The 15,811-nt window shown below is 59.0% G+C and carries 16 protein-coding genes; 5 read left to right on the top strand and 11 right to left on the bottom strand.

Annotated features, from left to right (window positions below):
- Positions 1-16: 16 nt before the first annotated feature.
- A complete protein-coding gene (asr, locus tag ACJ8PE_RS05010; RefSeq protein ID WP_033643216.1) occupies positions 17-295 on the bottom strand; it encodes an acid resistance repetitive basic protein Asr in 279 nt (92 codons plus the stop codon).
- A gap of 191 nt (positions 296-486) precedes the next feature.
- On the opposite strand from asr, the gene ACJ8PE_RS05015 reads away from it, so the two are divergent.
- Complete coding sequence (locus tag ACJ8PE_RS05015; protein WP_042784629.1) at positions 487-1,392, top strand: alpha/beta fold hydrolase; 906 nt, start codon at positions 487-489, stop codon at positions 1,390-1,392.
- Positions 1,393-1,562: 170 nt separating this feature from the next.
- Here ACJ8PE_RS05015 and ACJ8PE_RS05020 read toward each other — a convergent pair whose 3' ends face one another.
- The 4 genes from ACJ8PE_RS05020 to folM form a co-directional block, all read right to left on the bottom strand.
- Positions 1,563-3,062, bottom strand: coding sequence for a carboxypeptidase M32 (locus tag ACJ8PE_RS05020; RefSeq protein WP_442536720.1), 1,500 nt, complete (start codon positions 3,060-3,062; stop codon positions 1,563-1,565).
- Positions 3,063-3,097: 35 nt separating this feature from the next.
- Positions 3,098-4,402 (bottom strand): two-component system sensor histidine kinase RstB, encoded by a 1,305-nt coding sequence (gene rstB, locus ACJ8PE_RS05025; protein ID WP_033643213.1) that lies wholly within the window; start codon positions 4,400-4,402, stop codon positions 3,098-3,100.
- Positions 4,399-5,124 (bottom strand): two-component system response regulator RstA, encoded by a 726-nt coding sequence (gene rstA, locus ACJ8PE_RS05030; protein ID WP_004938307.1) that lies wholly within the window; start codon positions 5,122-5,124, stop codon positions 4,399-4,401. Before rstA ends, rstB begins: the two co-directional genes overlap by 4 nt.
- A 75-nt stretch (positions 5,125-5,199) precedes the next feature.
- Positions 5,200-5,922 (bottom strand): dihydromonapterin reductase, encoded by a 723-nt coding sequence (gene folM / locus ACJ8PE_RS05035; protein ID WP_033643212.1) that lies wholly within the window; start codon positions 5,920-5,922, stop codon positions 5,200-5,202.
- 183 nt (positions 5,923-6,105) lie between these two features.
- On the opposite strand from folM, the gene ACJ8PE_RS05040 reads away from it, so the two are divergent.
- Positions 6,106-6,516 (top strand): hypothetical protein, encoded by a 411-nt coding sequence (locus tag ACJ8PE_RS05040; protein WP_033643211.1) that lies wholly within the window; start codon positions 6,106-6,108, stop codon positions 6,514-6,516.
- Between the two features lie 99 nt (positions 6,517-6,615).
- Here ACJ8PE_RS05040 and ACJ8PE_RS05045 read toward each other — a convergent pair whose 3' ends face one another.
- From ACJ8PE_RS05045 to ACJ8PE_RS05055, 3 genes are all read right to left on the bottom strand, one after another.
- Positions 6,616-6,990: a pyridoxamine 5'-phosphate oxidase family protein gene (locus ACJ8PE_RS05045; protein ID WP_226886078.1), complete on the bottom strand. Its 375-nt coding sequence runs from the start codon at positions 6,988-6,990 to the stop codon at positions 6,616-6,618.
- 52 nt (positions 6,991-7,042) lie between these two features.
- Complete coding sequence (locus tag ACJ8PE_RS05050) at positions 7,043-7,528, bottom strand: hypothetical protein (RefSeq protein WP_046687122.1); 486 nt, start codon at positions 7,526-7,528, stop codon at positions 7,043-7,045.
- Positions 7,529-7,747: 219 nt separating this feature from the next.
- Complete coding sequence (locus tag ACJ8PE_RS05055; RefSeq protein ID WP_033643208.1) at positions 7,748-9,139, bottom strand: amino acid permease; 1,392 nt, start codon at positions 9,137-9,139, stop codon at positions 7,748-7,750.
- Between the two features lie 57 nt (positions 9,140-9,196).
- Here ACJ8PE_RS05055 and ACJ8PE_RS05060 point away from each other — a divergent pair, with 57 nt between their 5' ends.
- Positions 9,197-9,391 (top strand): hypothetical protein, encoded by a 195-nt coding sequence (locus ACJ8PE_RS05060; RefSeq protein ID WP_127897184.1) that lies wholly within the window; start codon positions 9,197-9,199, stop codon positions 9,389-9,391.
- Here the strand turns inward: ACJ8PE_RS05060 and ydgH are convergent.
- Complete coding sequence (ydgH, locus tag ACJ8PE_RS05065; RefSeq protein ID WP_025302966.1) at positions 9,384-10,334, bottom strand: DUF1471 family protein YdgH; 951 nt, start codon at positions 10,332-10,334, stop codon at positions 9,384-9,386. The genes ACJ8PE_RS05060 and ydgH overlap by 8 nt on opposite strands.
- A 537-nt stretch (positions 10,335-10,871) precedes the next feature.
- Here ydgH and pntA point away from each other — a divergent pair.
- A complete protein-coding gene (pntA, locus tag ACJ8PE_RS05070; protein WP_197759797.1) occupies positions 10,872-12,401 on the top strand; it encodes a Re/Si-specific NAD(P)(+) transhydrogenase subunit alpha in 1,530 nt (509 codons plus the stop codon).
- A gap of 10 nt (positions 12,402-12,411) precedes the next feature.
- Positions 12,412-13,806, top strand: coding sequence for a Re/Si-specific NAD(P)(+) transhydrogenase subunit beta (gene pntB / locus ACJ8PE_RS05075; RefSeq protein WP_025159771.1), 1,395 nt, complete (start codon positions 12,412-12,414; stop codon positions 13,804-13,806).
- A 61-nt stretch (positions 13,807-13,867) separates the two neighbouring features.
- Here pntB and uspE read toward each other — a convergent pair whose 3' ends face one another.
- Positions 13,868-14,830, bottom strand: coding sequence for a universal stress protein UspE (uspE, locus tag ACJ8PE_RS05080; RefSeq protein WP_004938281.1), 963 nt, complete (start codon positions 14,828-14,830; stop codon positions 13,868-13,870).
- Positions 14,831-14,956: 126 nt separating this feature from the next.
- On the bottom strand, positions 14,957-15,721 hold the full coding sequence (locus tag ACJ8PE_RS05085; protein WP_004938278.1) for an FNR family transcription factor: 765 nt from the start codon (positions 15,719-15,721) through the stop codon (positions 14,957-14,959).
- Between the last annotated feature and the right edge of the window lie 90 nt (positions 15,722-15,811).

The following is a 15,811-nucleotide window of genomic DNA, read 5'->3' on the forward strand; positions in this document are numbered from 1 at the left end:
GGGGAACCTCACGACATTACGCTTTTTTGTGGCTGGCTTTCTTGTGGTGCTTTTTAGCCGCCTGAGCTTTTTGCGCCGGGGCTTTTTTGCCGGCTTTCTTGTGATGCTTTTTGGCCGCCTGAGCTTTCTGTACCGGGGCTTTCTTGCCGTGGTGTTTCACCTGAGCTTTAGCCGGCGCAGCGGTGGCGGTGGTTGCGGTAGCCGCAGGTGCGGTAGTGGTGGCAGCCTCGGCAGCGAAAGCCACGGAAGACAGACCCATTGCAGCGGCAACAACCAGAGCTAATACTTTTTTCATCGCAGAATCCTCAACATGACTTTTGGGTATCAACCCCACTGCGGGGCCGTTGAGATGATAGTAGGCAAACGGCGTCCGGCTTTCCGTGAGTGATTGGTTTCGGCTTGTAACCTAATGTACAGGGCGGCGGCGGCAGCGGCAGGAGGGATTGCTGCTATAATGACCGTCAGGCTCGATAAAAGGGATTTAAAATGAACGAGATAACGGTTCGTTGTGGCGTGACGGAACAGGGTGAGGTGCCGCTGGCCTATGAAGACTGGGGCGATGAGGCGCATCCGCCGCTGTTGTTAATCATGGGCATCGGCGCGCAGCTTTTGCTGTGGCCTGACGATTTCTGCCGCGCTCTGGTCGCCAAGGGATTTCGGGTGATCCGCTACGACAACCGCGACGTCGGCCTTTCCGGTAAAACGCGGGCGCAGCGCAAGACGCCGCTGTGGCTGTTGATGTTGCGTGCCCAGTTCGGCTGGCAAACGCCGGTGCCTTATACCCTGGCGGATATGGCGACGGACGCAGCGCATCTGCTCGATCATTTACGCATTCCTCAGGCTCATGTCCTTGGCGCCTCGATGGGGGGGATGATCGCCCAGGTGTTGGCCGCCGAATACCCGCAGCGCGTCGCCTCGTTATGCATCTTGTTTTCCAGCACCAATCAACCGCTGTTACCGCCGCCGGCGCCTTCGCTGCTGTGGTTGCTGGTGCGCCGGCCTGCCGCCGATATGACGCTGCAGCAGCGCCAGGAAGGGATGAAGGCCTTTCTGCGCGCGCTTGGCACCGCGACTTATCCGCCGGAGGAGGCGGAGCTGGATGCCCTGGTGAAGCGGTTGCTGAAGCGGGGCGTGGATCCGGAGGGCATGCAGCGGCAACTTTCCGCGCTGCTCGGCAGCGGCGATCTGCGGCGTTACAGTCGGCGCATCGCCGCGCCGACGCTGGTGATTCACGGCGATCGCGATCGGCTGGTGCGCAAGGCCGGCGGGGTGGCGATCGCTCGGGCCGTCGCCAACGCCAGATTGCAGATTATGCCGGGCATGGGGCATGATCTGCCCGCCGCGTTGAGACCACAACTGGTGACGATGATCGCTCGTCATGCGCTGGGATGAGAGGCAGATAGGGGCGCTGCTGTTTATGGTTTTAGTTACAACATACTGTTGGTGAGTAGCAACCCGCCACCCTGTAGCCAAGGCGTTGCCGGCAAGGAAAACGCGCTATGTAACATTATTAAGTCAAGCAGGGGAAAAAGGGCGCGGCCGTGGCCGCGCACGGGGAGAGATTACAGGTAGCGGTTTTTCAAATGCTGGCGGAAGTAGCGCGGATTGAGCTCTTCACCGGTTGCATTGGCGATCAGCGTGTCGGTCGGGAAACGGCTGCCGTGGCGCCAGATGTTATGCTGCAACCAGTGGAACAACGGCTGCAGATTGCCGGCGGCGATGTCCTCATTCAGCGAAGGCAGAGCCTGACGCACGCTGTGGAACAGCTGCGCGGCGTACATCGCGCCGAGGGTATAAGTCGGGAAGTAGCCGAAGGCGCCGTCGGTCCAGTGGATATCCTGCATGCAACCGTTGCGGTAGTTGCCGATGGTATCGAGGCCCAGGTAAGCGTGCATCTTTTCATTCCACAGCGCCGGAATGTCCTCCACTTCGATCTCGCCTTCGATCAGCGCTTTTTCAATTTCGTAGCGCAGGATGACGTGAGCGGGATAGCTCACCTCGTCGGCGTCGACGCGGATCAGGCCCGGTTTCACCCGCTGGTTGAGGCGAATGAAGTTGGCTTCTTCCAGCGCTGGCTGTTCGCCAAACTGCGCGGTAACCAACGGACGCAAGATTTTCAGGAATTCATTGCCGCGCGCCAGCTGCATTTCGAACAGCAGGCTCTGCGATTCGTGGATGGCGGTGGAGCGAGCCAGGGCGACCGGTTGGCCGAGCAGATCGCGCGGCAAGTTCTGTTCGTAACGGGCGTGGCCAGTCTCGTGTACGATCCCGAGCAGCGCGGTCAGGAACTCTTTCTCGTTGTAACGCGTGGTGATGCGCACATCCTCCGGCACGCCGCCGCAGAACGGGTGGGCGCTGACGTCGACGCGGCCGTTGTCGAAGTTGAAACCGAGCAGCTTCATCACGCTCAGGCTCAGCTGGCGCTGGGTGTCCACATTGAACGGGCCCTGCGGCGCCAGGCAGGGTTCATTGGCCTGTTTGGCCACCACGCGCTGCAGCAAATCCGGCAGCCAGGTTTTCAAATCGCCGAAGATGCGATCGAGATCGCTGCTGCGCATGCCCGGCTCATACAGGTTGAGCAGGGCATCGTAACGGCTGGTGCCGGCCGCCTGCGCGCGGATCTGCGCCTCTTCCCGGCTGAGTTTGACCACGTCGCGCAGATTCTCCGCGAAGCCATCCCAGTCGTTGGCCGGGCGCTGGGCGCGCCAGGCGTGTTCACAGCGGGCGCCGGCCAGCGATTTGGCTTCGACCAGCGACGCCGGCAGCAGCACCGCGTCTTCATACTGGCGGCGCATTTCGCGCAGGTTGGCGCGGTCGATCTCGTCCAGCGTCTCTTGCTGCGCGCGATCCAACAGCGCGCCGGTGCTTTGTGCCGTTAAAATCTGGTGCTGCAGCACGCTCAATTCGGCCAGGGCTTCGGAGCGCGCCTTGCTGCCGCCAGGCGGCATCATGGTTTGCATGTCCCAACCGGCGATGGCGGACAGGTGGCCGAAACGCGACAGCCGGCTAAAAAGCGCGCGCAGGTGATCGTAAGCAGACGTGTTGGAAGGTGCAGATGTCATTATTATTCGGCTCCAATGAGAAGGGTCCGGCGGTATTACGCCAGATCGGCTTTTAAACTGAATGTCGGCTTCACCGGCCAGCAGAAACGGAAGCTGGCGCCGCCGAGCGAACTGCCTTCGACGAACACCTGTCCCTGGTAGGCGACGGCGATGGAATGGACGATGGCCAGCCCCAGCCCGCAGCCGCCGGTGGCGCGATCGCGGCTGGGATCGAGGCGAACGAAAGGCTCGAACACCCGCTCGCGCTCTTCCGGCGGGATACCCGGCCCGTCATCTTCGACCTGCAAACAGGCGAGGTCACCGTCGAACCACAACCCAACGCGCAGGCGCTGCTCGGAATAGCGCAGCGCGTTGTTGACCAGGTTATCGAGCACGCGCTCCATCAGGCGCAGATCGACGCCGCCGAAATCGCCGACGTGCGGGATGTCGAGCTGGATGTCGCGTTCCTGATGGATAAGGCGGATATCATCGACCTTGTCCTCCAGCCACTTTGGCAGATCGATGGGTTCAATGTTTAACGCAACCTGCGGCCGATCCAGGCGGGCATAGGTCAGCAGCTCGTCGATCAGCGACTCCAGTTGGCCGATATCGCGGTTCAGCGCCTGCTGCTCGCCTTCGGACAGGTTATCGCTCATCTCGAGCCGATAGCGCAGGCGCACCAGCGGCGTGCGCAGCTCGTGGGCGATGCCGTCGATCAGCTGTTTCTTGCTGGCGATCAGGGTGTTGACGTTGTCGGCCATCTGGTTGAACGCCACGCCGAGCCGGCTCAGGCTGGAAGTGGGATCGAAGTGGGTGCGTTCATCCAGATGCCCGGCGCCGAGCCGCTGAGCGGCGTTTTCCAGTTTGAGCAGGTCTTGCCAGTGCGGCCGCATCCACAGAAACACCGGCAGCGCCAGCGACATGCCGATAAACACCAGCAACACCAGATCCAGCAGACGCATCTGGTGCAGATAGAACAGATAAGGAATGGGGCCGACCACCAACACATAGTGGCTGCGCGGAATGCGTTGCATAAAAGTGTACTGATCGTCGAGGGCGATGATTTCACCCAGCCGCAGCCGCTTTTTCAGATCCTCGCTCAGTTCCTGTTTGCCGAGCGGTTCGATATGAAGCTTGAACGACAGATTGAGATCCAGCGTGGCGATAGTTTTGTTCCAGTCCTTCAGCGGAATTTCGCGCAGCTCGCTGCGCATCAGGTACAGCGAGCTTTTCATCAAATCGTCCATCGACTGGCGGCCGGCGCGCTCGGCGGTCACCTTGTACACCAGGCCGACCAGCATCGCCATCACCAGAAAACAGACGAACAGCAACAGGAAGAACTGGACGAAAAGTTTTCTCATTGTTGCACCGATGCCCAGGCGTTAGGGGCGAACAGATAGCCCTTGTTGCGCACCGTCTTGATACGGAAAGGCTCCAGCGCGTTGTCGTACAGTTTGCGGCGCAGGCGGGAGATCGCCACGTCGATGCTGCGGTCCATGCCGTCGTAGCTCACGCCGCGCAGGTTTTGCAGCAGCGCCTCGCGATCCATGATCTGCCCGGCGTGGGTCGCCAGCTCCCACAGCAGATCGAAATCTGAGGTGGACAGGGTGATGGTTTCCTCGCCCAGCGTAACCTGACGGTTGACCGGATCGATGCACAGCAGCCCGAAATGCAGCGCGTTATGCTGGGTAAGCGGCTGAACCGACTCTTCTTTCGGCTGCTGGCTGTGTTGACGCAGATGCAAACGCAGGCGCGCCAGCAACACCGCCGGCGGCGTGGTTTTCAGGATATAGTCGTTGGCGCCCATCTCCAGCGACAGGATATGGTTCATGTCGCTGTCGAGCGAGGTCAGCAGCACGATCGGGCCGGGGAAGGTGGGGCGCAGATCGCGGCACAGCGTCATGCCGTCTTTGCCGGGCAACATGATGTCCAGCAGCACCAGATCGGGTTGCTCGCGCTCGATGCGCGCTTGCGCGCTGTCGCCGCGCGGTTCGATCAGCACCTCGATATCGTGTTTGCCCAGATAGGCGGCGATCAGTTTGCCGACTTCAGGATCGTCTTCCACAAAAACAATTTTATGCATATGCCCGTGTTTTAATAAGAAAAGCGGATTTCAGCATAGCGCGGCCCGCGAGGTTGCGCCAAGCGGATCTTTGCGTCAGCGCAGCGGCCGCCCGCCGTCGACGCCGTGGGTGCGGCCGGTGACGTAGCGGCTCTCCAGCAGGTAGTTCACCAGATTGACCACTTCGCTCTCGCCCGGCGCGACCTTCATCAGCGATTTCGCCAGCGCCTGCCGACGATAAGCTTCGTCGTCGCCCGGATTGAAGATGATCAGCGCCGGCGCGATGGCGTTGACTTTGACTTCAGGCGCCAATTTGCGGGCGAACGACCGGGTCATGTTGTCCAGCGCGGCTTTGCTGGCGGCGTAGGCGATATGCTTGTCGCTGCCTTTTTCCACCACATAGTCGGTCAGATGGATAATGTCGGCGCCGGCCTGGCCCTGGCCTGTCAGGCAGGACTCGAGCAGTTGATTGAGCAAATAGGGCGTGTAGACGTGAATTTGCAGCATCGCCGCCATGACCTGTTCCGGCGGCACCTCCGGTGACTCCGCCTGCCAGGCGCTGGCGTTGTGGATCACCGCGCGCAGCTTGGGCGCGGCCTGCCGCACCTGATCGGCGAAACGATAAATGCCTTCATGGGTGGAAAAATCGCCCTGAATGCAGCAGGCGCCCAAGGCTTTCAACTCGGCCATCGCCGGATATTCGCTGCGGTAGGCGATGATGACCGGAACGCCGCGCTGGAGAAACGCTCTGGCGAGCGCCAGCCCTATGCGCCGTGCGCCGCCGGTAATCAGCACCGGGGCGGAGTTGTGGTGTTCCATTGATTAAAGCTCCTGGACAGACTGGCAAACAATAGGGGAATTATGCCATCATACGGCGGAAAGTCGTTAAAGCTTCGCATGATTATCCATTTCTGGATATAAGATCCCCAATGCATTTCAGGTTGCCCCCGGCGGCGGCTTGAAAGACCACGGGTTAACACTGGCCATGAGAGGAATGAGGGGATGAACAGCAATCACCTTGCATCCATCGCGCGCAGTGAGAAAATCTGTTTCGACTATATGGATTTTCTGTCCGCATCGTGCAGGAAGCACTGGCGCTTTGTTGATGCTATTTATGGTGTGATGCCGATCTTCGGCATGGTGTTGAAATCGCGCGTGACCACCTCGCAAACGCGCAAAGAGCAGTTAAAAGAGTTGGCGCTGCAGGTGGTGTCGACGCAGGTCAGCGATGAAACCAACATCGTGCGCCTGATTGACCTGGCGCAGCAGCAGGGCCTGGCGGTGTTTGATATTCAGTTGCCTTATGCGCTGGAGGCTCAACAACTGGCGGCCATTCAGAAAGAGTGTGCGGAAGGCATTGCGATTACTCTGGTGGGTGAACGCATGACCGTCGCGATCCCTCCCAAAAGCTGACCGGGCATCAACCCGGCCGCCCGTTCATGGTTAGGCAATTGACTCGTCGCGATGGCCTAACCATGAACGTGATGTCTCACGCCGCATGACGGCCGGCGTCTAGAGCTGGGTCCCGGCATTCGGGCCGGAGCGCAGGGTATAAATACTGTCTATATGAATTAACACCGCGTACTTCGGCGGCTTCATTCCGTTTTTTTCCGCAAACGTCAACGCATCGTCAAACGGCTTGCCCGCCAGAAACAGTTCGGGCGTGCCAACGAAGCGGTAACCGTCCAGCGCCTCGCGATCGATGACCACAACGGCCATTTTCGAGCCGGCCTTGATGTTTTTCAGCGTTTGGCCACCGGTATTTTCGTTGTAAATCAGCGTACGGTCATCATAGAGGCGCAAAGAGCGCTTGGGGCCGATATCGGGAACGCCGTTCGGGCTGCTGGTCGCCTGCACAGGCAGCTGTTTAGCCAGCATCTTCTTCATCTCGTCATTCAATTCATTCATTACAGATGGCCCTCAGATTGGTGTGTCACTTTTAATGCAAGGTAGCGGAAGCGTTGGCCGCCGGTGCGCAGACGCTGGTTTCCGGCAACCGGTGTTCGCGCAGCAGGTGCAGGGTTTCAATCCTGAAACGCAGCAGGTGCCGTTCGGCGATCTGCTGCATCTGTTCGCACAGCGACGTATCGTCCAACAGTTGCTCGATAGCGACTCGGGCCTGATGAACATGCAGCTCGACGCCGCGCAGAGGCTTCTGCCGCAGGCGCAGATGGGTAATGTTGTTGAACGTGACGATCAGCGCGGCAAGGGCAGACTCGAAAATATTCAGCGCTTCAAATCTGGCGGTATAGTCCGCATTCAGCCAGGGCTTCTCGGCGATGATCGCCTGAGCCCCCTCCAGCGCCTGTTGATAGCGCGCCATCGCCTGGCGATCGTGCCGCTGATTAAACGCCATATTGCCCTCGGCGATCAGCGCCTCCCAGGCGGTAAACAAAGGTAATGCGTGCAGCAGTTTCTCAGCCATGAAATGCCTTCCATTTTCAACCTGTCTTCATCCGCCGCCTGACGCCTCTCGCCAGGGGCACTCGCGTCTTACCATTAACCAATAAATGATAATGATAATTAATTGCATTTGAGATCGCAAGCGTGGCGCATGGCTGACTGTGCAAAGGGGGGAACGCGGTAGCAGGGGAAAAAGAGGAAGCAAAATGCGGCTGACGGGCAGCCGCATTGACGGGACACTTTAGTGCAGCATAAACCAGCCGGCGGGCAGCGTGGCCACCAGCAGCAGTAAGATGCTGCCTTTTTCCAGGCGATTCAGCAGATTGATATCCTGATGGCCGCGGCGGGCGTACATGAACACCAACAGGCCCGGCGCATACAGCAGCACCGACATCAGCAGGTGCATCAGCCCGGAAGCGTACAGCAGCCATAAACCATAGACGCAGGCGCCGGTGGCGGCGAAGATCAGGCGCTTGTCGCGACGACGGTAAGCCACCTTGAACAGAAATGCGCCGACCAGGAAGTAAGGCACCAGGATCATTTCCGACGCGATGGTCAACAGCGAGTTGTAGTTGCTGCCGGTCAACCAGATCAGCACCAACGCCAGCTGCACCGCGATGTTGGTCAGCCACAGCGAAGACGATGGGGCGTGATGGCGGTTCTGTTTGCCGAACACGCGTGGAAATGCGCCGTGCTGTGCGGCCAGCAGGGGGACTTCCGCCGCCATGATGGTCCAGCTGAGGTAGGCGCCGCACACGGAAATGATAAGACCGGCGGCGATGATTACGTCTCCCCACGGGCCAATCAGTTCCACCATCAGCACTGCCATCGACGGGTTGCGCATGTCGGCCAGTTCGCTGCGCGGCACCACGCCCAGCGACAGCAAGGTGACCATCAGATACACCGCCAGCGCCGACAGCACCGCCAACATGGTCGCGCGGCCTACGTCCTTCTTATTGCGCGCGCGCGCGGAAACCACCACGGCACCTTCCACGCCGATAAACACCCACAGGGTGATCAGCATGGTGTCCTTGACCTGTTCCCATACCGGCTTGCCGAGGGCGATCCCCTGGAAGTCCAGCGTGAACACGTCCATTTTAAAGGCAATCGCCGCCAGAACGGCGAACATCCCCAGCGGCAGCAGCTTGGCGAGAGTGGCCGCAAGATTGATGCTGGCGGCGGTTTGCACGCCGCGCAGCACCAGGGCGTGCACGATCCACAGCAGGGCGGATTCGGCGATCAGCGCCTGCCAGGTATTGCCGTCACCGAGAATAACGTTGCCGCCGCGATCGGTGAAAATGCTCAATGCCGCGAACACGATCACCAGATACGAGACGTTGGCGATCACGGCGCACAGCCAGTAACCCCAAGCCGAGCAGAAGCCCATCAGCTCGCCGAATCCCTCTTTGGCGTAGGTGAAGATGCCGCCGTCCAGATCCGGGCGCAGACGCGTAAGCAACAGCATGGCAAACGCCAAAAACAGAATGCCGACGCCGGTGATCCCCCAACCCAGCAGCAGCGCGGCGGGGCTGGCGACCTGCGCCATGTTTTGCGGCAGACTGAACACGCCGGCGCCCAGCATTGAGCTGAGCACCAAAGCGGTTAGCGCGGTAAGACCGAGTTTTTTTTCCAATGACGGATCCTGAACGCAGAATAAACAACTGGAAGGGAACTGCTTGGCGGCAACAATGTGTTAACAACCATTGCGCTAATAGACAATAGCCCTAAAAATTGGCGCAAATTCTACGGAGGGATGATTAGAGATGCAATGATTGAATATGCGGAATTTACAAAAAACTATTCAACGAGCGGCGAAAAGAGCGGCAATAAAAACGGGCAGCTCAAGGGCTGCCCGATGGTAAACCGAAAAGCGGGTTTTATTTGAACAGATCGGCGCTGACGGTCAGGTTGCCGCCGCTCTTGTTCTGCCACTGGCGAGTGACGTGGTAGTACTTGGCGCCTTTCTCGGCCGCGCGTTTCGCCACTTCGGTGGACACGTCAGTCATGCTGTTGAAGTGGCCGGTGAAGGTGACGGAATCGAATGGCACCATCTGCGCGGCGGTGACGTTGTTCACTTCCTGAATCTTGGTGCCGTTAGGCAGCGTGACGGTATAGCGTTGGCCGGTAGAGGACTGGGTTTCGAAGAAACGGCCCACTTCGCGGCTTGGTGAACCGGAAGACGCGACGCCAGGAATTTCGACTTTCGCGGCTGCGGCGCCGCCGGCGGCCAGCGCGGCGCGGCCGGCGTCAGAATCGGCCGGGATGGCGTCCGGGCTCTGCACGCGGCGTTTCGGCGCATCGGCCTTATAGATGTAGGCGGTGACGAACTGGTTGCCGCCGGAGTTGGCGTCAACCTGGCGCACGATGAAGAACGAGGCGGCGCCTTTTTTCTGCGCTTCTTTGGAGATGGCGTCGTTAATGTCCGGCTGGCTGCGGTAGAAACCGCTGACGCTCACGGTATCGTAAGGCTCCAGCAGGTAGGCTTCCTCTTTAGGCAGTTCATTCACGCCGTTAAATACGCGGTATTTTGGTGTTTTGCTCACTTCTGGCGCATCTTTATGGTAAAGGTCTGCGGTGACGCGCCAGTTGCCGCCGTTATTGCTGTTGTTGCTGTCCTGGATATAGAAGGAATCGGCACCCAGTTTGTCTGCACGGCGGGATACGGCGTCGACGGCTTCATTGATCGCATTGAAGCGGCCGGTAATCGTGATGCGATCAAACGGCTTCAGCGCCGCTGCTTTCTCAGGAGTTAACTCTTGCGCCGCATGAGCGGACAGCGCGGTGAGTGATAACAAGGCTGACGCGATGATCGTGGTCTTCAGCTTCATAAAAAATCCTTTCGCCTAGCGCATTAACGTTTATAACGTACTGAACTGTTTAAGTGTAATTCAGCCGTCAATTATTACATGTAATTCTGAAAACTGTCTCAGCATTTTATGTTATCCCGTGCGACAAATCCTTGACGGTGACGCGGGTCGCACGGATGGCGCCGCCGCCATAAGTTTCCATAATAAAGGCTTTGGTGTCATTAGTGTTAATTATTCACAAAATGATAACTTTTATGCGTATCCTCCCCGCATGGCGATAAATCGTTACGCCGGGCGCAAACCTCTAACCATGCAGAATGTGCTGTTCTGTATGCATTTTTTCACTGTAAATTGCGATTTGTCATATCGCGCCCGGCGTTTTTATGTAAAAACAGGGCTGAATGCGTAAGCAATTATGGATCATCGACCTTATTTTCAGTAGGTTATAGTTGGCGTCTGAAATCAGTGCGGGCAAGTTGACGCCTCGCTCGCCGATGGCGCCGTTCTATGGGCAGGAAAATAATAAACATCATCCAAGACAGGTGAGAAGGGAACATTATGCGTATTGGTGTACCAAGAGAGCGGTTGGCCAATGAAGCCCGGGTCGCAGCCACGCCGAAAACGGTGGAACAACTGCTGAAGCTGGGTTTTACCGTCGCGATTGAACGCGGGGCGGGCAAACTGGCCAGTTTTGACGACGTCGCCTACGAAGCCGCCGGCGCGGCGCTGGTCGACGAAAACGACGTGTGGCAGTCGGATCTGATCCTGAAAGTCAACGCGCCGCAAGACGACGAGATCGCCTTGATGCGCGAAGGCAGCACGCTGGTCAGCTTTATCTGGCCGGCGCAAAACCCCGAGCTGATGGCCAAGCTGGCGGCGCGCAACGTCACCGCGCTGGCGATGGACTCGGTGCCGCGCATCTCGCGCGCCCAGTCGATGGATGCGCTGAGCTCGATGGCCAACATCGCCGGCTACCGCGCCATCGTCGAGGCGGCGCATGAGTTCGGCCGCTTCTTCACCGGCCAGATCACCGCCGCCGGCAAAGTGCCGCCGGCCAAGGTGATGATCATCGGCGCCGGCGTGGCCGGCCTGGCGGCGATCGGCGCTGCGGGCAGCCTCGGCGCCATCGTGCGCGCCTTCGACACCCGCCCGGAAGTGAAAGAGCAGGTGCAGAGCATGGGCGCGGAATTCCTCGAGCTGGATTTTGAAGAGGAAGCGGGCAGCGGCGACGGTTACGCCAAAGTGATGTCCGAAGCCTTTATCAAGGCAGAGATGGCGCTGTTCGCCGCACAGGCGGCGGAGGTTGACATCATCGTCACCACCGCGCTGATCCCGGGTAAACCGGCGCCGAAGCTGATCACCAAAGAGATGGTGGCGTCGATGAAGCCGGGCAGCGTGATCGTCGATCTGGCGGCGCAAACCGGCGGCAACTGCGAACTGACCGTGGCCGACACCATTACCATGACCGACAACGGCGTGAAAATCATCGGCTATACCGATCTGCCGAGCCGCTTGCCGACACAATCTTCGCAGCTGTACGGCACCAACCTGGTCAACCTGCTGAAGCTGCTGTCGAAAGAGAAGAACGGCGAGATCGATATCGATTTCGACGATACGGTGATCCGCGGCGTTACCGTGGTGCGCAGCGGTGAAATCACCTGGCCGGCGCCGCCGATCCAGGTTTCCGCCCAGCCGAAAGCGGCGCCCGCCGCCGCACCGGTCGCCAAACCTGAAGCCAAGCCGACCTCGCCGTGGCTGAAGTACGGCCTGATGGCTCTGGCGATCCTGCTGTTCGGCTGGCTGGCGGACGCAGCCCCGAAAGAGTTCCTGTCGCACTTTACCGTGTTCGCGCTGGCCTGCGTGGTCGGGTACTACGTGGTCTGGAACGTCAGCCATGCGCTGCATACCCCGTTGATGTCGGTCACCAACGCGATCTCAGGGATTATCGTGGTCGGTGCGCTGCTGCAAATTGGCCACGGCGGCTGGGTGAGTTTCCTCTCCTTTATCGCCGTGCTGATCGCCAGCATCAATATTTTCGGTGGGTTCACCGTCACTCAGCGCATGCTGAAGATGTTCCGCAAGAACTAAGGGGTAACAAATGTCTGGAGGATTGGTTACAGCTGCATACATTGTTGCCGCTATTTTGTTTATTTTCAGCCTGGCGGGCCTGTCGCGTCATGAAACGTCGAAGCAGGGCAACCTGTTCGGCGTCGCCGGCATGGCGATCGCGCTGATCGCGACCATTCTGGGGCCGGATTCCGGCAACGTCGGCTGGATCATCATCGCCATGATCATCGGCGGCTCGATCGGCGTCTATCTGGCGAAGAAGGTCGAGATGACCGAAATGCCGGAGCTGGTGGCGGTGCTGCACAGCTTCGTTGGCCTGGCCGCGGTGCTGGTCGGTTTCAACAGTTATCTGGATCACGGTGCGCCGATGGAGCCGGTGATGGCGAATATCCATCTGACCGAAGTGTTCCTCGGCATCTTTATCGGTGCGGTGACCTTCACCGGGTCGATCGTCGCCTTCGGCAAACTGCGCGGCATCATTTCTTCCAAGCCGTTGATGCTGCCGAATCGCCACAAGCTGAACCTGGCGGCGCTGGTGATCTCGTTCCTGCTGCTGGTGGCGTTCGTGCGCACCGACAGCGTGGGCTGGCAGGTGGTGACGCTGCTGCTGATGACGGCGATCGCGCTGGCGTTCGGCTGGCATCTGGTCGCCTCGATCGGCGGCGCCGACATGCCGGTGGTGGTGTCGATGCTCAACTCCTACTCGGGGTGGGCGGCGGCCGCGGCGGGCTTCATGCTGAGCAACGATCTGCTGATCGTCACCGGCGCGCTGGTGGGCTCTTCGGGTGCGATCCTGTCTTACATCATGTGCAAGGCGATGAACCGCTCGTTTATCAGCGTGATCGCCGGCGGTTTCGGCAGCGACGGTTCATCCACCGGCGATGCCGAAGAGATGGGCGAATACCGTGAAACCACGGCGGAAGAGGTGGCCGAGCAGTTGAAAAACTCCACCTCGGTGATCATCACCCCGGGCTACGGCATGGCGGTGGCGCAGGCGCAGTATCCGGTGGCGGAAATCACTGAAAAACTGCGGGCGCGCGGCGTGAAGGTGCGCTTCGGCATTCACCCGGTCGCGGGGCGCTTGCCGGGCCACATGAACGTGCTGCTGGCAGAGGCGAAGGTGCCGTACGACGTGGTGCTGGAGATGGATGAAATCAACGACGATTTCCCGGATACCGACACCGTGCTGGTGATCGGCGCCAACGATACGGTGAACCCGGCGGCGCTGGAAGATCCGCGCAGCCCGATCGCCGGCATGCCGGTATTGGAAGTGTGGAAAGCGCAGAACGTGATCGCGTTCAAACGGTCGATGAACACCGGCTACGCCGGCGTGCAGAATCCGCTGTTCTTCAAGGAGAACACCCAAATGCTGTTTGGCGACGCCAAAGACAGCGTGGAAGCGATTTTGCGGGCGTTGCAGAAGTAAAATTGGGCAACCAAAGAAAAACGGGCCGCTTTTCAGCGGCCCGTTTCTTTATGCGCGAAGCCTAATCTTCGTCGTCGTGTTCGTCGTCTTCATCCGCCTCGATCGGGCAGTTGAAGTTTTCCGGTTTAATCACCAGCAGGTCGCATTTCAGATGATCGATCACATGTTCCGCCGTGTTGCCGATAAAGGCGGCTGAAATACCGGTGCGGCCCAGGGTGCCCAGCACCACCACGCCGGCCTGCAGATGTTCGGCCAGATCGGGGATCACCTCTTCCGGCAGGCCTTTTTCCACGTGGGTGAACTCTTCCTTAATGCAGAATTTTTGCCGCAGCGCCTTCATGGCGATCAGATGCTGGCCGCGAATGGCGTCGTTGTAGACGCTCGGGTCGAAGTCGGGCAATTCGATGGCGATGTTGATCGGGGTAACGGGATAGGCGCCGACCAGGTGAACCTCGGTCTGGTTGACGTTTTGCGCCAGTTCGACGGTTTCTTGCACCAGTTTGATATTGAGCGGGTCGTGATAGGGTTCTTCGCTGGCCAGATTGACCGCCACCAGCGCCTTGCCGCCTTCCGGCCAGGGCTGGTCTTTCACCATCCACACCGGGCAAGGGCATTTGCGCAGCAGGTGCCAGTCGGTGGGGGTAAAGATCACCGACTCCAACCGGTCGTGTTGGTGCGCCATTTTCAGCAGCAGGTCATGTTGGCCGGAAAGCACTTCCTGAATGATGGCTTCGAAGGGGCGGTTATGCCAGACCACTTTGATTTCGATCGGCACGCCGTCGTTGAGATAGAAGCGGCACTGCTCGTTGATCCAGGCGGCGCGTTGGCTGATCACACCTTGCCGCATCGCCGTTCTTTCATCCGGGGAGAGCAGGGTCGTCATTTCGTAAGAGAAGTCATAGATGGGCAGGAAGGCCTTGATGCGCCCGCCGTTCCGTTTTACCAGGTACACGGCGCGGCGCAATGCCGGCTGATCGTCCTGATTGGGGTCAATAGCCACCAGAAGATTCTGATACTTCGCCATAGGGCCTCCTTACAGCTGAAATCAACAGTCTGTTAATTTACAGAGTAACCCAACATTGAAAAACAGAACAACAACAGAAGCGTGCCGGATCAACAATTTCGGGGAAATGGTGATCCGGCAGGAGAATCAGGCGTTGACGGTCACGTTGATACGCGGCGTACCGGCCAGCACCGACAGGGCGTCGGCGTTTTCGATGGTGATGTATTTGCCTTTCACGCTGAGGATTTCGCTTTTCTGGAAGCGGCCCAGCAGGCGGCTGATGGTTTCCACCGTCAGCCCAAGGTAGTTGCCGATGTCGCCGCGGGTCATGGTCAACCGGAACTCACGCGGTGAGAAGCCGCGCTCCGCAAAGCGGCGCGACAGGTTGTAAACGAACGCCGCCAGGCGCTCTTCGGCGTTTTTCTTCGACAACAGCAGGATCATGTCCTGGTCGCCTTTGATCTCGCCGCTCATCAACCGCATGATCTGCTGACGCAGGTTCGGCATTTTGCCGGACAGATCGTCGAGGGTTTCGAATGGGATCTCGCACACCATCGAGGTTTCCAGCGCCTGAGCGAAGCTTGGGTGCTTCAGACCGCCGATGGCGTCGAAGCCCACCAGGTCACCCGCCAGGTGGAAACCGGTGATCTGCTCGTCGCCTTGCTCGGTGATGGTGTAGCTTTTGATGGTCCCGGAACGGATCGCGTACAGCGATTTCAGCTCGTCGCCGGCCTTGAACAGGGTCTGGCCTTTCTGGATGGGCTTTTTCCTCTCGATAATGTTGTCGAGCTGGTCCAGCTCGTGGGCATTAAGGGTGAAAGGAATGCACAGCTGGCTGATGCTGCAGTCCTGGCAATGGATCGCACAACCACCAGACTGGATACGACGAATCACGCGTTTTTCCGGGATCATAGATTACGCTCATTCAATAATTGATATGAGTCAATTTTAACATCTTTTGCCGCAGCTGATAAGGGTAGCATTAGTCTGAATAGGGGCATT

The organism is Serratia sp. CY74737, assembly GCF_052166775.1.
Classification (GTDB): Bacteria; Pseudomonadota; Gammaproteobacteria; order Enterobacterales; family Enterobacteriaceae; genus Serratia; species Serratia ureilytica.